The sequence below is a fragment of the Rhodocytophaga rosea genome (assembly GCF_010119975.1).
In the GTDB taxonomy this organism is placed as follows: Bacteria; Bacteroidota; Bacteroidia; order Cytophagales; family 172606-1; genus Rhodocytophaga; species Rhodocytophaga rosea.
In genome coordinates this window covers 731206-745371 of the sequence record NZ_CP048222.1, presented here as the reverse complement: position 1 = coordinate 745371, position 14166 = coordinate 731206, and the positions used below count along the sequence as shown (strand labels likewise).

Here is a 14166-nt window from a genome sequence, read left to right as displayed (position 1 = left end):
AGATGACGGGTATTTTTGAAATAGGAATTTTTTCAGTAGAATTATTTAATTTTTTCTCTACTCCCCTTACAACCATATTTCTACTCCCCACGCTTAAACTCAATCAAATTAATAAACAGTTAATATAATAGCTTTTTTACAAGCTGTAATACTTAATCCTGATAATAATCCAATTTTTATAAACATTATAAAACGGTCTAAACTGATCCAAACAAATACTGCCGATATGGTACGGATAATATTCTATAGCAGATAGACAGTCTTTTTTAGATTTGGCAAAAAATCAGATATTTTCTCTAATTACTTTATTTCTTGAGCTAAATAAGTTTCATTATTTCTAGTTAATATTCCATTAATCGTTTAGGAGTGAAGTAACTGTTCATATAAATTTACATATTGTTTTATAATCACCTCTAATTTAAAATGCTTCACGTTTTCTTTACCCTTGTAAATTATTTGGTTGCGGTATTCTTCATCTTTTATGATTCTCAAAATACCTTGTCGAATATCAATTACATTATATGGATCAACTAAACAAGCCCCATCACCAGCTACTTCAGGCATTGAAGAAATACTACTTGTAATCACTGCACGTTCGATAGCTTGAGCTTCTAAAATAGGTACTCCAAATCCTTCAAATGTGGAAACAAATGTAAGTATATCACATTGATGATACCTTTGAATAATTTCTAGTTCAGTCAGGTTATAATAATTTGTATACTGTATATTATAATTATTTAATAACTTAAATTGCCTTTCGTTTAATTTTCCAATAATATCTAACTGGCAATCAATGCCTTGTATGGCTTCAATTAACCGTTCGAGATTTTTGTTAGGTGCTGTTCCAATGTGTAGCAACCTAGGTTGTTTTGAATTAAACTCTTTTGGAAAAAGGTTAAATCCTGGTAAAATAAAATTAGGAATCACTACAATCTTCTTAGGATTGCAAGAAATATGTTTTAGTATATCATCTTTAGTAGCCTGCGATACAACAGTAATTAGTTCGCTTCGTGCAATTGGAAATTTTAACCAAAACAGCTTCAATATTTGCCTGGCTACTCTTGATGGATGGTTCATGAAGCCACAATCATGAATAGTTAAAATGGTTTTTTTCTTTTTCAGCAAAAAAGTTAAAAAATGTACGTCTCCAGTTACATGATTTATATCACCTTGCCGAAAATAAGCTTCTATAGTGTTATATATCCTCTTCCAAAGGCCATTACTCTCGTATTTTGATATTACGGTTTTGCTATGAATAAATGGAGGAAGTTTTGAACGAATGGCTTCAAATAATATTTCAATACTAAAATTGCCATACGTACGGGGCTTACGCTGAAAAAAAATGACAGTAAAATCTTTCACTATTGATTGAAATATGTACAAATAAGCTTAAATTAATAAGAGTAGGGGTATATTATTGGATTAATCAAAAAATATCCATATGTTGCTTTTACATGAAAGCACTACATATGATATAAATTCTGTGTAGGTAATTAGATAGTTACTTATACTAATGCGGTATTTCTATCATTCAAAGATAGAGTAAAGAAATGAACAAATCTATAATATAATCATTGTATGATCCTTTCTCTTTTCTTTTCTGCAGGATTGCCTTGATAAACAAAATATGGCTCAAGATTTTTAGTTGCCACAGAATTTACAGCTAACACGCTATGTGTTTTACAAATTACTCCTGGACAAACAATTGATTTTGCTCCTATCCATACCCCCTCTTCCAAAATAATTTCCCCGACAATTAAATCAAAATTAGGTTTTGTATAGTTATGGCTACCAGTAAGTAGCATTGCTCCTTGTGATATGACAACATTGTTTTGTATAATTACTTTTGTCAGGTTATCTATCCATACATTTTCACCTATCCATACATTATGTCCAATTTCTAACAGCCATGGATATTTAATATTAACGCTAGGTTTTATTACAACTTGTTTCCCTACTTTAGCTCCAAAGCTTTTTAAGAAAAAAACTTTTAGAGATGTAAATGGATTTAATGGATTCTTTAAAAATAATATATTTAACAAGTACCAGCATCCTTTTTTTATTGAAGAAGCCTGAGTAGAATAGCTTGAATTATCATATTTGGATAAATCAGTCTTTACTTTTGTTGTAACTGAATATAAAGTCATGTTTATAACAGCCTGATTAGGAATATATAATATAAGTGAAAAGAAATAGTATTTACCATTTTATTTAAGTTTCCAATATCGATGGTTTTTAATGAAACAAGTATATGGATAAATAATCAACAAGCGTCTCAAGCCATTTTGAACAATAGAGTAGATTGCATGTGAAATTATGTAGGAATTTAAAAGTTTACTCACTCTTTGAAATGATTGTAAGGGAGACGGTTGATCAAACTTTGTCCGGTTTTTTACCTTAAATTAATACAATATTATAATAAGTAAATCAGCAGATTTAGTTTAAAGCCTCATTACAATAAATAACCTTTCGAATTAGCTTAAATATGGAGTTTTATTAACTTTTGATGTATTCGTCAAAATCAGGATGGTTTATACTATTTTTGTTTTTCTACTTACTTGGATAGCGATTAATTGTAGGTTTAGCAGTTTAATTTGGATATATCTGTTGGCTTGAAAAGAGTTGGGACGTGTATGATTTTAGTTTTTTAGCAATATGTTATCTTTTCCAAAATAGGTTTAGTACTCCATTTTCTTTCTTTTCAGACTTTTTATTTTGTAAAATAATATATGGTATTTGACTCATGATAAATGCGGTAACCACCACTAAAAAGAAAAGAAAGTTTACTCCTATGTGAAAAAAGGCAAATGACATAAATATAAAAAGTATATTCATTAAATATAAGGTAAGAGCTGCTTTTTTATGGTTTAATCTTAGGTTTAATAATAGATGATGAATATGATTTCTATCTGCACTGAATGGAGATTTTTTATTCATTATTCTAATAATAAACACTCTTAATGTGTCTGCTAAAGGAACAATCAGAATAGCAAGTGCAATAGCAGGTGCTGGGAAATGACTGGTTTCACTAATTAAGTTTTCATTAATATTAATAAAACGTATACAAAGGATAGCTAGAATAAAGCCTGTTACTAGAGAGCCTCCATCTCCCATAAAAATAGAAGCTGGAGAGAAATTATATCTTAAGAAAGCAAGTAAAGCACCTGTTAGCGAAAAAGAAATCAAGGCTAATAATGGTTCATTGCTAATTAAAAACATGCCACCAAATACCAATGAAGCTATCACACCAATGCCACCGGCTAAACCATCTATACCATCAATAAGATTGAATGCATTTACTATGACAATCATCACAAAGATAGATAATACAATATCAATAGCAGGAATTAGTTCATAGATCCCAAATAAACCATGTAAGCTATTAAGCCGAATGTCTCCCCATACTACAACCAACATTGCGGCTACAATCTGGCCGATTAACTTTTTATAAGGATTGATAGAAACAATGTCATCTTTCAATCCTAGTAAGAACATAATGACTAGAGAGAGTATTACCCAGCGAAGGTTAATAAATAATTCTGGTTGGCTCCAGAACATGATGGAAAAGAAAAGCCCTGAAAACATAGCTACCCCACCTAGTGCTGGAATTGTTTTTTTATGAATTTTGCGTTCGTCTGGTTCATCAAATATTTTTCGAATCTGAGCTACTCTAAGAACCATGGGAATTGCTGTATAGGTAATAATAAAAGAAGTCAGAAAGCTTGTTAGTATACTCAGCATGGCGATTAATTTGTGTAGTTTGAACTTAGAGTTGTTTTGAAGTCGTAAGAAGTTTGAAAATTATATACCTTTGATAAGGTTTGTAATTTGTTTGAAAGAAATAAGTATTGCTCAATCTTTCGGAGCGGCTTCAAAAGTAAAGTATATGGATAGGGATTTAATTTATTTAATTTCCATGCCAGCCTGTCTTCTGCATTAGCATGTAACCGGCTTTTCAAATTGGCATTGCTTTTTCCTCCTGCCCGCATCATTACTGTAAGATCAGGTATATAAGCTGTTGTTATTTTATGTTTGTGTAATAAGCGCAGCATCAATTCATAATCTGCTGCCGATTTAAATCGCAAATTGAAAGCGCTATATTTTTGATATATTTCTTTTTTTACAAAAAATGTTGGGTGAGGAGGCATCCAGCCTTGCAAAAAACTTCCATCCTTATACGAACCCGATCTCCAATAACGTATAATTTTATTTGTATTTATGGCATCTACATAAGCCAAATCACTATACACACTTTCGGCCTGAGTTTCCAAAAAGGTTTCAGCAACCTTACTAATTACATTCCGGTGCAAATAAAAATCATCTGAATTTAAAATGCCTATGATATCACCTGTAGACATGCTCAATCCTTTATTCATAGCATCATAAATTCCTTTATCCGGTTCAGATATCCATTTGATATTTTTATGCTCATAAGAGTGAATAATATCTAATGTTCCATCTGTAGAGCCTCCATCCACAATTATGTATTCTATATTGGAATAATGTTGTGATAATACTGATTGAATCGTATCCCGAATAGTTTTGCTGCTATTAAAAGAAACAGTGATAATTGAAATTTTCATATTTTGTTGTAGTAGTTAACATGAGCAATTAATGTAGTAATAATCCTATGTGATATATAAATTATACAGAAATGGAGCTTTGTCTCTATTTTTTATACAGTTTTTTCTTAAGCAACTATTGTAAATAAACTTGAATAGATTTTTTTACTAAATCAAAACTGAATTGAAAAAGCACACATCTCTTATCACTTCGTACTATTTCTTGTTATAATACAAGCAATAGTATAAAGCCCGTTTTAATACTTAAAGGAGAAAATAGCTGGGTTAGATTACCAAGTGTATAAAATAAAAACTATACACTTTACATTAACTATGTAATAAAAATCGCATAAATATATGAAAATTATTACAACAAAATCCTATTCACATCGTTTAAAATTTTTTTCATCAAACCAGTAGTTTATTTAAAAAAACATTAAAATTAATAAGCATTAAGGATTGTTTTATTAGAGATTGCAGTTTCTGCTGCCCAATGTAGAAATTTATATGATTAGACAACTAACTATATAATGGAATAGTAAAATCAAAATTTATGTAATATTTATTCCATTATATAATCAAAAGTAAAAGGAAAATACAAAAAAAAAATACCTAATTCTAGGTATTTTTTATAAAATTTAGTTCATACTTATATTTATAGTACAATTTTTTATTATAAATATTACATATAAATTTTATTAAAATTATTGATATATATACTTTGTATTAAATATGAATACTATTTGTTATTTGCTTCCTTAGTGGATCTTTGTAAGAAGTTTTTTCCCGATTTGCTTAACCAGCCTTCTGCAAATTTTTCCTCAGAATGAGAATTAAAAATATCTTCTACAAAATACCAATCTGCCTGTATCTGTTCCTTAGAAACAGTAAGAATAAAATAGCCATGTTGATCTAAATCAATGAACTTAACTTGAGGATTAGGATTAAATCCAAAAGGGGCAGGTAAATCCTTATTAAATAAGGATTCAAATGTATGAGCCATACTTGCCCCTATCTTTTCATCAAAATTAGCAGAAGTTATACTGGGTGCAGCAAATTCTACAGCTATAGAACCTTGACCGGTAATAGGATTATACGTTAATTTTTCTTTTGCGCCATTTTTGTTTCTGATGGCTTGCGTAATGTCAGCTGCTAATGCACAATGCATGCTCGCAGAAAGCATTACTACATTGTTAATTGTGTTTTGCGAAATAAAATTTATTATGCTATCTCTTTCTAGCGGATACCCCAACCAGTAATCTAATAAATTATTTTCTAGCTGTTGACCTTCAGATGAGAAGGGGCCTACCTTAGTCCAGCTAACATTGAGCAAGGTAAAAATTACTTGGTTGGCAATTATTTTCCATTGAGCATTGGAAGATTTAAGATTGCTTAAAAACCATTTTTTTTGCTTATTACCGAGCATAGTACGGTCTTTGGTCATTAATTCTGGACTTGTAGCATCATAAACCTGTTTATCTCTTCCCTCCAGGCGTGTATCTAAAAGTATAAGCTCCATTAAATTTCCAAATTTTAAATTCCTATATATAGGAGAAGTATTTCCCCGAATTGGCATCCATTCAAAATAAGCTTGTATTGCAGCAGATTTTCTTTCCGGCCAGTTACCATCCACATCGGGATTGTGTCCGCTAGCACCATTTGCATATGCATTATCTGCTGTCTCATGGTCATCCCAGATAGTGATGAAAGGATGCTGCTGATGCGCTCTGCTTAGATTAGAATCTAAATGACTGATAGCGTACCTCTCCCGATAATAGTTAAGCCACCATGATCTACTTTTAGCAGGATACAATGAAGATTTACTATTGATTGATGGAGATTCACGAGTAGTAAAACTTCGTTCTGTTCCCTCATATATATAATCTCCTAAATGGATTACTGCATCTAGGTTATTCCTGTCAGCTATTCTACCTAATGCACTGAAGTACCCCTCAGCATAATTACTACAAGAGACCACCGCAAATTTAAGAATGCTTACCGCAGAAACTGGCGCCGTTTTAGTTTTTCCTATAATTGAAGTTTTCTTTTCTACTTTAAATTGGTAATAATACGTGGTAGCCGGAGCCAAGCCAGAGACATCCACTTTTACTGTATAATCTTTTGAAATATCTGTACTGGTTTTTCCTGATTTTATCACTGTATTCATACTTCTATCTTTAGACACTGCCCATTCAACATTGATCGCACCCGCTCTTTCAGTAGTTACTCTTGTCCATAAAATAACCTTATTAAATGTGGGATCGCCGGAAGCTACTCCATGATTAAATGAAATATTAGTTGTATCTATTTGTGCGATACACGGTCTTAAAAATAGTAAAGGCAAAATAAGCAGTAATAAAGCATTTAATATGCTTCTATTTTTTAAAAGGCAGTTCTTAGGATATTTCTTCATAAGTTTATTTGGTAGCAGTTGATTATATCTATTCAATGATTGGTATATGAATTAGGTGATAATTTTGGTTCATCAAACATCAATTAAGATAAGAACTTCATATAAATTAGTTTGCATTATTGTGGTAAATTTGTCCAATGGGACGAGTGAATACACCTATTATAAATGAGCAGGAAAGAGCCGTTCTTAAAAATGGACTTAGAAGTGGTAAAAGCCATGCCTTGCGTATGCGCTGCTAGGCAATTCTGCTCAAATCAGAAGGACGTAAATCCAAAAATGTTGCCAGTATAGTAGGTATGTGCCATGTAAGTGTAAACAGTTGGCTAAAGCGGTATAAAGATGCAGGACTGGCAGGATTGCTTACCAAACCGGGGTGTGGCAGAAAACCTTTGCTTAATAAAACAACAGATGAGCAAGCTATAAAAGAAGCTGTGCAAGCAAACCGTAGCCGTATCACTTTGGCTAAAGCCCAATGGGAAACAAACCCTAGTGAAGAAAGCAAGTCAGTAGGCAGGCAAGCTTTCACTAACTTTTTAAAAGCATTGGCGCAAGATATAAACGCATCCGCAAAAGAGTAAAGGGCAAACCTGATGCAAATCTCTACAAGTATAAAATAGAGATATTGACAGAGTTGGAAAGGCTTTCTGAGCAGGGGTGGATCAAGCTTTTTTATGCTGATCAGACGCATGTATGCGCTGAAGGTGAACTTGCAACAATAAACTGGACAAAAAATTAAGCTGCGTTTCGATGTTGATTTAATTGTATACCATATTCTTCCGGTGTCATATATCCGAGAGAAGCATGGATTGTCTTTCTATTGTACCAGATTTCGATAAATTCAAAAACTTCAATTTTAGCTACTTCCATAGATTTCTCTTTCATAGGATATATCAATTCTGATTTCAATGTTCTGAAAAAGCTTTCTGCCACTGCATTGTCCCAACAATTAGCTTTCCTACTCATGCTTTGAAGCACTAGTGGATGAGCTTTAAGTACATCTCTAAATTCATAACAGGCGTATTGTACACCTCTGTCTGAATGAAAAATTAGATTAGTAGTGATTGGTCTATTTGTGATGTGGAATTGCAACAGTTTACTGGAGGAATTTTTAGGCAGCCATTCTTTTTTCTTCTAAAGAAACCTGATATTGTTGAGGACTTCTGTTACCTAAGGCTGAAAGTCTTCTTCTGTTATTATACCACCCTTCAATGTATTCAAAAATAGCCAGCTTCGCTTGTTGCTTTGTAACATAATCAGTATGATAGATTAACTCTGTTTTCAACGTTTTGAAGAAGCTTTCAGCTACTGCGTTATCCCAACAATTGCCCTTTCGGCTCATGCTTTGCAATACAGGTAAATGATTCAATTGCTTTCTAAAGTCTATACATGCGTATTGTACCCCTCTATCGGAATGGAATAATAAATTTTGACTAATAGGTCTGTTCTTGATGGCCATTTTCCAGGCTGCTATAGTAGTATCAGAAGTTTTCATTGTTTCACTCAATGCCCAACCTACTACCTTTCGGTCAGCTAGATCCAGTATAGCTGTCAGGTACAGCCAGCCAGCCCCTGTTCTGATGTAAGTCAGATCAGATACCCATTTCTGGCCAATCGTTTGTGCAGAAAAATCTCTATTCAGATGATTTTCAGCAACAGTATATTCGTGGTTAGAATCAGTGGTTTGTATCCGGTATTTTTTACGAATAATACTTTTGATGTTTGCTTTTTTCATTAACCTTGCCACCCGTGGACGTGAAACCTGGATACCTAGTTCTCTCAACTCGCTAGTAATTCTGGGGCTTCCATAGCGCTTTTTACTATCGTCATATATTTTATGAATATTAACTAACAATTCCTGTTCTTTAATTGCTCTAGAGCTAATAGGATTTTTTAGCCAATAATAATATCCACTTACACTCACTTGCATTACCTTACACATCTTTTCAACCGGAAATACCTCTCTATATTCGTTTATAAACCGGAATATTTCCCGTCGCTCTTGGAAAAGATGCTGACGGCCTTTTTTGGACCTGCCTACGTTGTCAGCATCGGCTCCAGATATCACGCTCTAACTGAGCCTCCTTTAACTCCTTTTGTAAGCGTTTGATTTCTAACTGTTCAGCTGTAAGGCCAGGCTTCTCAATAGGAGCTACATTGCTGTCCTGCTCACTCTGCCGCCACTTACTTAATCAGGATCTATTCCTAATTCTGCAGCTGCTACCTTGACTGATCCTTTTGCATAAGATAACTCTACGGCCATTTGTTTAAATGCTTGGTCGAATACTTGTCTTTTCATAGTATCAAATTTAATAAATTATTAAATCTGCCTATCTCTTTCCCTCCTGTCAAAGGTAGCAAGTCCAATGGCCATCTTCCAGGCAGGAATCACTGTGTCTGAAGCTTTCATTGTTTGGCTCAATGACCAACCAACTACTTTTCGATCTGCTAAATCTATAATGACAGTCAGATATAACCAGCCGTTAGTAGTTTTTATATAAGTCAGATCTGATCCCCACGCTTTACCTGTGTATTCCGGTGTAAAGTTTCTGTTTAATAAGTTTTCAGCTACCGGATAAGTATGATTAGAATCAGTGGTACAAATTCTAAATCGTTTATGAACAATGCTTCTAATACTAGCTTTTCTCATGATTATGGCTACCCTGGGCCTAGACATAGAAACACCTTACTTTTTAAGTTCATAAGTAATTTTTGGGCTACCATATCGGCGCTTGCTTTCCTGATGTATTTCCTTAATCAACTTAAGAGCTTGTTGTTCATCTACCTGCCTAGGAGAGGGCTTCCGGTTGAGCCAATGATAATACCCGCTCTTACTGACTTTCAACACCTTGCACATCTTCTCAATGGCAAATATAGAGTGATGCTTTTTCATGAATTGAAAAATTTGCCATCGTTCTTGGAGAAGATGCTCACTGCCTTTTTTGGACCTGCCTACGTTGTGAGCATCGGCTCCATATCGCGCTCTATTTCTGCCTCTCGAAGCTGCTTTTTCAACCTGGCTATTTCGGCCTGTTCTGCTGATTAAGCAGGCTTGCCATGCCCTGAAAAACTGCCTTCCTTTCTTTGTTCATACTCTCGCTTCCAGCGGCTGACCAGTTCGGGGCGCAGCCCTAATTCTGCTGCTACTTCTGTAGTTGATTTGCCCGACAGGCACAGCTCAACGGTCATCAACTTAAAGGCTTTATCAAACTTTCTTCTTTCTGACATATTCGTTAAGGTAATTATTTTCGCTTAACTTATCGTCCACTCAAAGGTAGCAGGTTCAATGATCGGTAAATGGAAGCAAGACTTTCTGAGCAGAGCCGCCTCAATATTCGAAAAATCTTCTGAAGCGCAATCAGAGGAAGAGATTAACCCGGATCTCTTGTATGCTAAAATAGGCAGGTTAGAGTTAGAAAATGAGTTTCTAAAAAAAAGCTTGAAGAAACTGGGCTAAACCAATTGAAAGCCATGATCGATGCCAAAAGCGAACTCAATATTCTGGCGCAGTGCGATTTATTGGGTCTGCACCGAAGCGTGCTGTATTATCAACCTGCTGCCGAAACAGAATTATCAGCCTGCTGCCGAAACAGAAGAAAACTTAAGGATTATGCGTTTGTTGGATGAACGCTATCAGACCTGAGATCAAATATCTCATTTGCGAAGTATCCAACAGAAGCAGTACTGCAAATGCAGGACTATCTGCGCAGCCAGGGGTATGTTGTCAATCACAAGCGAGTAAGGCGATTACTGAGAAAAATGGGCCTTATGGCCATCTTTCCTAAACCAAATTGGACCTGAGATAAAATCTCATTTTAGGTCCAAGTAGGCTAGGCAAAACTGAGTACATCTATCCATACTTGTTAAAGAATTTGTCTATCACTGAAAGCAATCAGGTTTGGCAAATAGATATAATCTATATACCTATGGCAAAAGGCTTTATGTACCTGGTGGCTATCATTGATGTACATAGCCGCTTTGTGGTAGGTTGGGATATTTCAAACAATATGGATGCGGATTGGGTACTGGAAACCTTGCAGGTAGCCCTTGCCAGTCGTGGCAAGCCACAAATCGTTAATTCCGATCAGGGTAGCCAGTTCACCTGCAAAAAGTGGATAGACTATCTGAAAGAGCAGCTAATTTTAATTAGTATGGATGGAAAAGGCAGGGCAATTGATAACGTATATATTGAAAGATTGTGGCGAACAGTGAAATATGATTATGTTTACTTTACCCCACCTGAAGACGGCTGGCAGCTATATCAGGGTCTGAAGGAATTCTTCGAAAGATATAATAATAAGAAGTATCATCAAGGCGTTGGAAGGCAACTACCAGTTGCAGTCTATTATAGTTCATTGGCCAGTAGCGCCTAAAGAAAAGTTTCAATTAAGAATTACCCATTTTTGGTCCTAAAAACGGGGAGTACCTCACTAGCTGGATACAGCTACACAACTCCTGCAAGCAAGGTACTAATTTGATATAGCGTAAAAGCTGTTTAGCGCCTTGCTTTTCCGACACACTCGCTGCACAAATCCAAACGGCTACTAGTAAGCCTTGTGTAGGGGTAAGAATGAAGCGTTTTCGGCCTTTAACAAGCTTGCCCGCATCAAATCCCCGATGCTCTCCTCCACAAGCAGTCGTCTTTACACTTTGAGAATCTAAACTGCCTGCACTAGGCATGGGTTTTCTTTTCATTTGCCGACGCACTTTCCGGACTAAGAACGAGTGAATCTGCTGCCATAACCCGCTTTTACTCCAAGGGTCAAAATAGCCATAGACTGTTGTTAACCAATGAGGCAGGTCATGGTCATACTGCGCCATCTACAACCGGTTTTCACTACATACATGATTCCATCCATTACCTCTTTCAAGGCTACGGATGCGCGCCCCCTTTTTGGGAGTCCGACTTGCTCTCCGGTAGATACGGAGTTAACTTTTTCCAGCCATTTTTACTGATGTCACTTGGATATTTCTTTCGTTTTACCTTGCTTTGAGTAGTACTCATGGGAATTTGTCTGTTAGTTGGCACTACAAACTTATTTACTTTGAGTACTGCTTCCTCCTCTTACCCTTTTTATACAGCTTCTAAGGGTTTATCTGATGTTTTTAGTTTAAAAGATCATTCTCTTTACGTCTTAAATTATGAATCAATTTTTATATATTTGTAAAAGAGCCTGAGACTACATATCCAAGGCTACTTGTTTTTTACATTTCAATCTATTGTTAGCGTTGCTGTTGCAGCCAAGAGTTTCTTGCATGGAACGTATCCCTACCTCAGCGCCTGTTATTCTTAGCCTGCCTCCTTCTGTTCATCGGCCTCTATGGTCAGTGATGATTCCTGTCTATAATTGTACTGCCTTCCTTGCCGATACTCTGCAAAGTGTGCTAGCTCAAGATCCTGGTCAACAACATATGCAAATTGAAGTAGTTGATGATGCCAGCACTGATGCAGATGTGCAGAAGTTAGTTTGGCAGATAGGAAAGGGACGGATAGGTTATTTTCGTCAGGCAGAGAATGTAGGTAGCCTGAGAAATTTTGAAACGTGCATCAATCGTTCTCAAGGAAAGTTAGTGCATCTGCTACATGGTGATGATCGGATCAGGCCAGGCTTTTATCAGACCTTGAGTTTGCTATTTGAGCAATATCCACAAGCAGGAGCTGCATTCAGTAATTACTGTTTTATTAATGAGAATGGACACCACGTTCTTGATCAGCCTGCAGAAGCTAAACAAGCAGGCATCTTATCTGACTGGCTTCTTCGCATAGGGGAGTTACAGCGCATTCAGTATGTAGCCATGGTAGTCAGGCGGGAGGTGTATGAGAAAGTAGGTAGTTTTTATGGAATGGCTTATGCAGAAGACTGGGAGATGTGGGTACGCATTGCTAAACATTATCCGGTAGCTTATACACCTGAGATTTTGGCTGAATATAGAGGGCACCAAGATTCTATTTCCTGGCAAAAAGAGATATCAGGGCAGAATATCGTTGATTTACTAAAAGCTATGGAATTAATTCAAGATCACCTACCTTATTCCCATCGGAAAAAAATACTTCAGGAATCAAAAAAATATTATGCCAGAATGAATATTGGCACGGCTTATAACATCTGGTGCCACAAGCGAAATATATTTCTTGCCTATTCACATGTAAAACGAGCCTTAAGTTTAAGCAGAGATCCAATAGTATATTTTCATCTTCTCAAATTTTATGTGAAAGCAGTACTACGTATATATTAAAGCCTTTGATAATTTTCAGAACTTTCAGGTGTAAATAAGTGCTATGCATTTCTAATTTATTTCAGAAACTATTTGTAGTATCTATTAGTGAAATTGCCTATGAGTTAGGCTTTGAACACCCCCATTCGTTCAGCAAATAGTTTAAGACAAAAACCAATTTTTCACCTTTAGAATTAAGGTGATCTTTTTAGCTCGTTATTTTCATTGCCTCAATGAGTCCGTCTTTCAGTTTAAAATGGTAATTTAATACAACAGGACTTCTGTGAAACGGACCCAATATTTCTGCTGACAAATTCATTTTATTTAGCTTTGATATCCGATTTTGATAAAACATTTCTACCACTATTTGTTAGCCATCCTTATACAAATTTTTTAGGCGAATCTTTTTCAAAAATATTGTCCACAAAATACTAATCGGCTTGTGCTTGATCTTTCGTTAGGATAAGAATAAAATAGGCATGGCGGTCCAAATCTACAAATTTGAGGTGGGGATTAGGATTATAATGAAAGGGAGCAGGTAAATTCTGGTTGATCAGCGCTTTTATCCAATCTTGTTTCGGAGGTAAATTACCGGTCTGGTCAAATAATTTAATTTCAGTTTATATTGCTGACCATTCTCCTTGTGAAGCTAACCTTGCTGTTTGTGCTACTTTGCAGCCAGATATAGTAAAAACAGTTAACAACAAGTAAAGTAAACCTTTCTTATAACTTAAGTTTTAAAAACTTAAACTATTGCATAATCAAATGTTTGTCAATACCTAAAATTAGGTATTTTTTAATCTATTTAACTTCAATTTCAAGTATTTTACTTTACCGCTAACTTACACATAACACAAAAAAGCCCTAAATCTTGCGAAATAGGGCTTTTCTTGTTGTCCGACCAGGTCTCGAACCTGGACTCTTCTGAACCAAAATCAGACGTGTTGCCAATTACACCATCGGACAGTTTGTACGATT

Annotated in this window: 16 protein-coding genes, 1 tRNA gene and 1 pseudogene; 6 read left to right on the top strand and 12 right to left on the bottom strand. The window is 35.2% G+C overall.

What is annotated here, in order from left to right; genetic code table 11:
• Nucleotides 1-360: 360 nt before the first annotated feature.
• From GXP67_RS03300 to GXP67_RS03280, 5 genes are all read right to left on the bottom strand, one after another.
• Nucleotides 361-1362 carry a glycosyltransferase family 4 protein gene (locus tag GXP67_RS03300; RefSeq protein ID WP_162441839.1) on the bottom strand — a complete coding sequence of 334 codons (1002 nt, stop codon included), beginning with the start codon at nt 1360-1362 and terminating at the stop codon, nt 361-363.
• 209 nt (nt 1363-1571) lie between these two features.
• Entirely contained in the window at nt 1572-2147 is a 576-nt protein-coding gene (locus GXP67_RS03295; RefSeq protein WP_162441838.1) for a WcaF family extracellular polysaccharide biosynthesis acetyltransferase, read from the bottom strand.
• A 511-nt stretch (nt 2148-2658) separates the two neighbouring features.
• Nucleotides 2659-3741 (bottom strand): MraY family glycosyltransferase, encoded by a 1083-nt coding sequence (locus tag GXP67_RS03290; protein ID WP_162441837.1) that lies wholly within the window; start codon nt 3739-3741, stop codon nt 2659-2661.
• Nucleotides 3742-3746: 5 nt separating this feature from the next.
• A complete protein-coding gene (locus GXP67_RS03285) occupies nt 3747-4583 on the bottom strand; it encodes a glycosyltransferase family 2 protein (protein WP_162441836.1) in 837 nt (278 codons plus the stop codon).
• Nucleotides 4584-5301: 718 nt separating this feature from the next.
• Nucleotides 5302-6975 (bottom strand): alkaline phosphatase D family protein, encoded by a 1674-nt coding sequence (locus GXP67_RS03280; RefSeq protein WP_162441835.1) that lies wholly within the window; start codon nt 6973-6975, stop codon nt 5302-5304.
• 296 nt (nt 6976-7271) lie between these two features.
• On the opposite strand from GXP67_RS03280, the gene GXP67_RS03275 reads away from it, so the two are divergent.
• Nucleotides 7272-7553 (top strand): hypothetical protein, encoded by a 282-nt coding sequence (locus tag GXP67_RS03275; protein ID WP_232064895.1) that lies wholly within the window; start codon nt 7272-7274, stop codon nt 7551-7553.
• Nucleotides 7554-7707: 154 nt separating this feature from the next.
• On the opposite strand, the gene GXP67_RS03270 is transcribed toward GXP67_RS03275, so the two are convergent.
• The 5 genes and pseudogenes from GXP67_RS03270 to GXP67_RS03250 form a co-directional block, all read right to left on the bottom strand.
• On the bottom strand, nt 7708-7938 hold the full coding sequence (locus GXP67_RS03270) for an integrase core domain-containing protein (protein WP_162441834.1): 231 nt from the start codon (nt 7936-7938) through the stop codon (nt 7708-7710).
• Between the two features lie 145 nt (nt 7939-8083).
• Nucleotides 8084-9271: pseudogene (locus GXP67_RS03265) on the bottom strand (IS3 family transposase).
• Between the two features lie 21 nt (nt 9272-9292).
• Nucleotides 9293-9622 carry a DDE-type integrase/transposase/recombinase gene (locus GXP67_RS03260; RefSeq protein ID WP_162441833.1) on the bottom strand — a complete coding sequence of 110 codons (330 nt, stop codon included), beginning with the start codon at nt 9620-9622 and terminating at the stop codon, nt 9293-9295.
• Between the two features lie 36 nt (nt 9623-9658).
• Nucleotides 9659-9865 (bottom strand): IS3 family transposase, encoded by a 207-nt coding sequence (locus tag GXP67_RS03255; protein WP_162441832.1) that lies wholly within the window; start codon nt 9863-9865, stop codon nt 9659-9661.
• A 149-nt stretch (nt 9866-10014) separates the two neighbouring features.
• Nucleotides 10015-10200, bottom strand: a complete 186-nt coding sequence (locus GXP67_RS03250; RefSeq protein WP_162441831.1) for a transposase — start codon at nt 10198-10200, stop codon at nt 10015-10017.
• Nucleotides 10201-10258: 58 nt separating this feature from the next.
• Between GXP67_RS03250 and GXP67_RS03245 the strand changes: the two genes are divergently transcribed.
• From GXP67_RS03245 to GXP67_RS03230, 4 genes are all read left to right on the top strand, one after another.
• Complete coding sequence (locus GXP67_RS03245; RefSeq protein ID WP_162441830.1) at nt 10259-10429, top strand: hypothetical protein; 171 nt, start codon at nt 10259-10261, stop codon at nt 10427-10429.
• A gap of 14 nt (nt 10430-10443) precedes the next feature.
• Entirely contained in the window at nt 10444-10599 is a 156-nt protein-coding gene (locus tag GXP67_RS03240; protein ID WP_162441829.1) for a hypothetical protein, read from the top strand.
• Between the two features lie 63 nt (nt 10600-10662).
• Nucleotides 10663-10773 (top strand): IS3 family transposase, encoded by a 111-nt coding sequence (locus GXP67_RS38165; RefSeq protein WP_162441828.1) that lies wholly within the window; start codon nt 10663-10665, stop codon nt 10771-10773.
• 59 nt (nt 10774-10832) lie between these two features.
• Nucleotides 10833-11345: an IS3 family transposase gene (locus tag GXP67_RS03230; protein ID WP_394351958.1), complete on the top strand. Its 513-nt coding sequence runs from the start codon at nt 10833-10835 to the stop codon at nt 11343-11345.
• A gap of 13 nt (nt 11346-11358) precedes the next feature.
• On the opposite strand, the gene GXP67_RS03225 is transcribed toward GXP67_RS03230, so the two are convergent.
• Nucleotides 11359-11793: a transposase gene (locus tag GXP67_RS03225; RefSeq protein ID WP_162441826.1), complete on the bottom strand. Its 435-nt coding sequence runs from the start codon at nt 11791-11793 to the stop codon at nt 11359-11361.
• 435 nt (nt 11794-12228) lie between these two features.
• On the opposite strand from GXP67_RS03225, the gene GXP67_RS03220 reads away from it, so the two are divergent.
• Nucleotides 12229-13209: a glycosyltransferase family 2 protein gene (locus GXP67_RS03220; RefSeq protein ID WP_162441825.1), complete on the top strand. Its 981-nt coding sequence runs from the start codon at nt 12229-12231 to the stop codon at nt 13207-13209.
• A gap of 872 nt (nt 13210-14081) precedes the next feature.
• Here GXP67_RS03220 and GXP67_RS03215 read toward each other — a convergent pair.
• Nucleotides 14082-14154, bottom strand: a tRNA-Gln gene (locus tag GXP67_RS03215).
• Between the last annotated feature and the right edge of the window lie 12 nt (nt 14155-14166).

Excerpts from the sequence above, each read along its gene's own strand:
- GXP67_RS03295 (WP_162441838.1), bottom strand. The coding sequence starts at position 2,147 with ATGACTTTATATTCAGTTACAACAAAAGTAAAGACTGATTTATCCAAA.
- GXP67_RS03290 (WP_162441837.1), bottom strand. The coding sequence starts at position 3,741 with ATGCTGAGTATACTAACAAGCTTTCTGACTTCTTTTATTATTACCTAT.
- GXP67_RS03285 (WP_162441836.1), bottom strand. The coding sequence starts at position 4,583 with ATGAAAATTTCAATTATCACTGTTTCTTTTAATAGCAGCAAAACTATT.
- GXP67_RS03280 (WP_162441835.1), bottom strand. The coding sequence starts at position 6,975 with ATGAAGAAATATCCTAAGAACTGCCTTTTAAAAAATAGAAGCATATTA.
- GXP67_RS03275 (WP_232064895.1), top strand. The coding sequence starts at position 7,272 with ATGTGCCATGTAAGTGTAAACAGTTGGCTAAAGCGGTATAAAGATGCA.
- GXP67_RS03270 (WP_162441834.1), bottom strand. The coding sequence starts at position 7,938 with ATGAGTAGGAAAGCTAATTGTTGGGACAATGCAGTGGCAGAAAGCTTT.
- GXP67_RS03260 (WP_162441833.1), bottom strand. The coding sequence starts at position 9,622 with ATGAGAAAAGCTAGTATTAGAAGCATTGTTCATAAACGATTTAGAATT.
- GXP67_RS03255 (WP_162441832.1), bottom strand. The coding sequence starts at position 9,865 with ATGAAAAAGCATCACTCTATATTTGCCATTGAGAAGATGTGCAAGGTG.
- GXP67_RS03250 (WP_162441831.1), bottom strand. The coding sequence starts at position 10,200 with ATGTCAGAAAGAAGAAAGTTTGATAAAGCCTTTAAGTTGATGACCGTT.
- GXP67_RS03245 (WP_162441830.1), top strand. The coding sequence starts at position 10,259 with ATGATCGGTAAATGGAAGCAAGACTTTCTGAGCAGAGCCGCCTCAATA.
- GXP67_RS03240 (WP_162441829.1), top strand. The coding sequence starts at position 10,444 with ATGATCGATGCCAAAAGCGAACTCAATATTCTGGCGCAGTGCGATTTA.
- GXP67_RS38165 (WP_162441828.1), top strand. The coding sequence starts at position 10,663 with ATGCAGGACTATCTGCGCAGCCAGGGGTATGTTGTCAATCACAAGCGA.
- GXP67_RS03225 (WP_162441826.1), bottom strand. The coding sequence starts at position 11,793 with ATGGCGCAGTATGACCATGACCTGCCTCATTGGTTAACAACAGTCTAT.
- GXP67_RS03220 (WP_162441825.1), top strand. The coding sequence starts at position 12,229 with ATGGAACGTATCCCTACCTCAGCGCCTGTTATTCTTAGCCTGCCTCCT.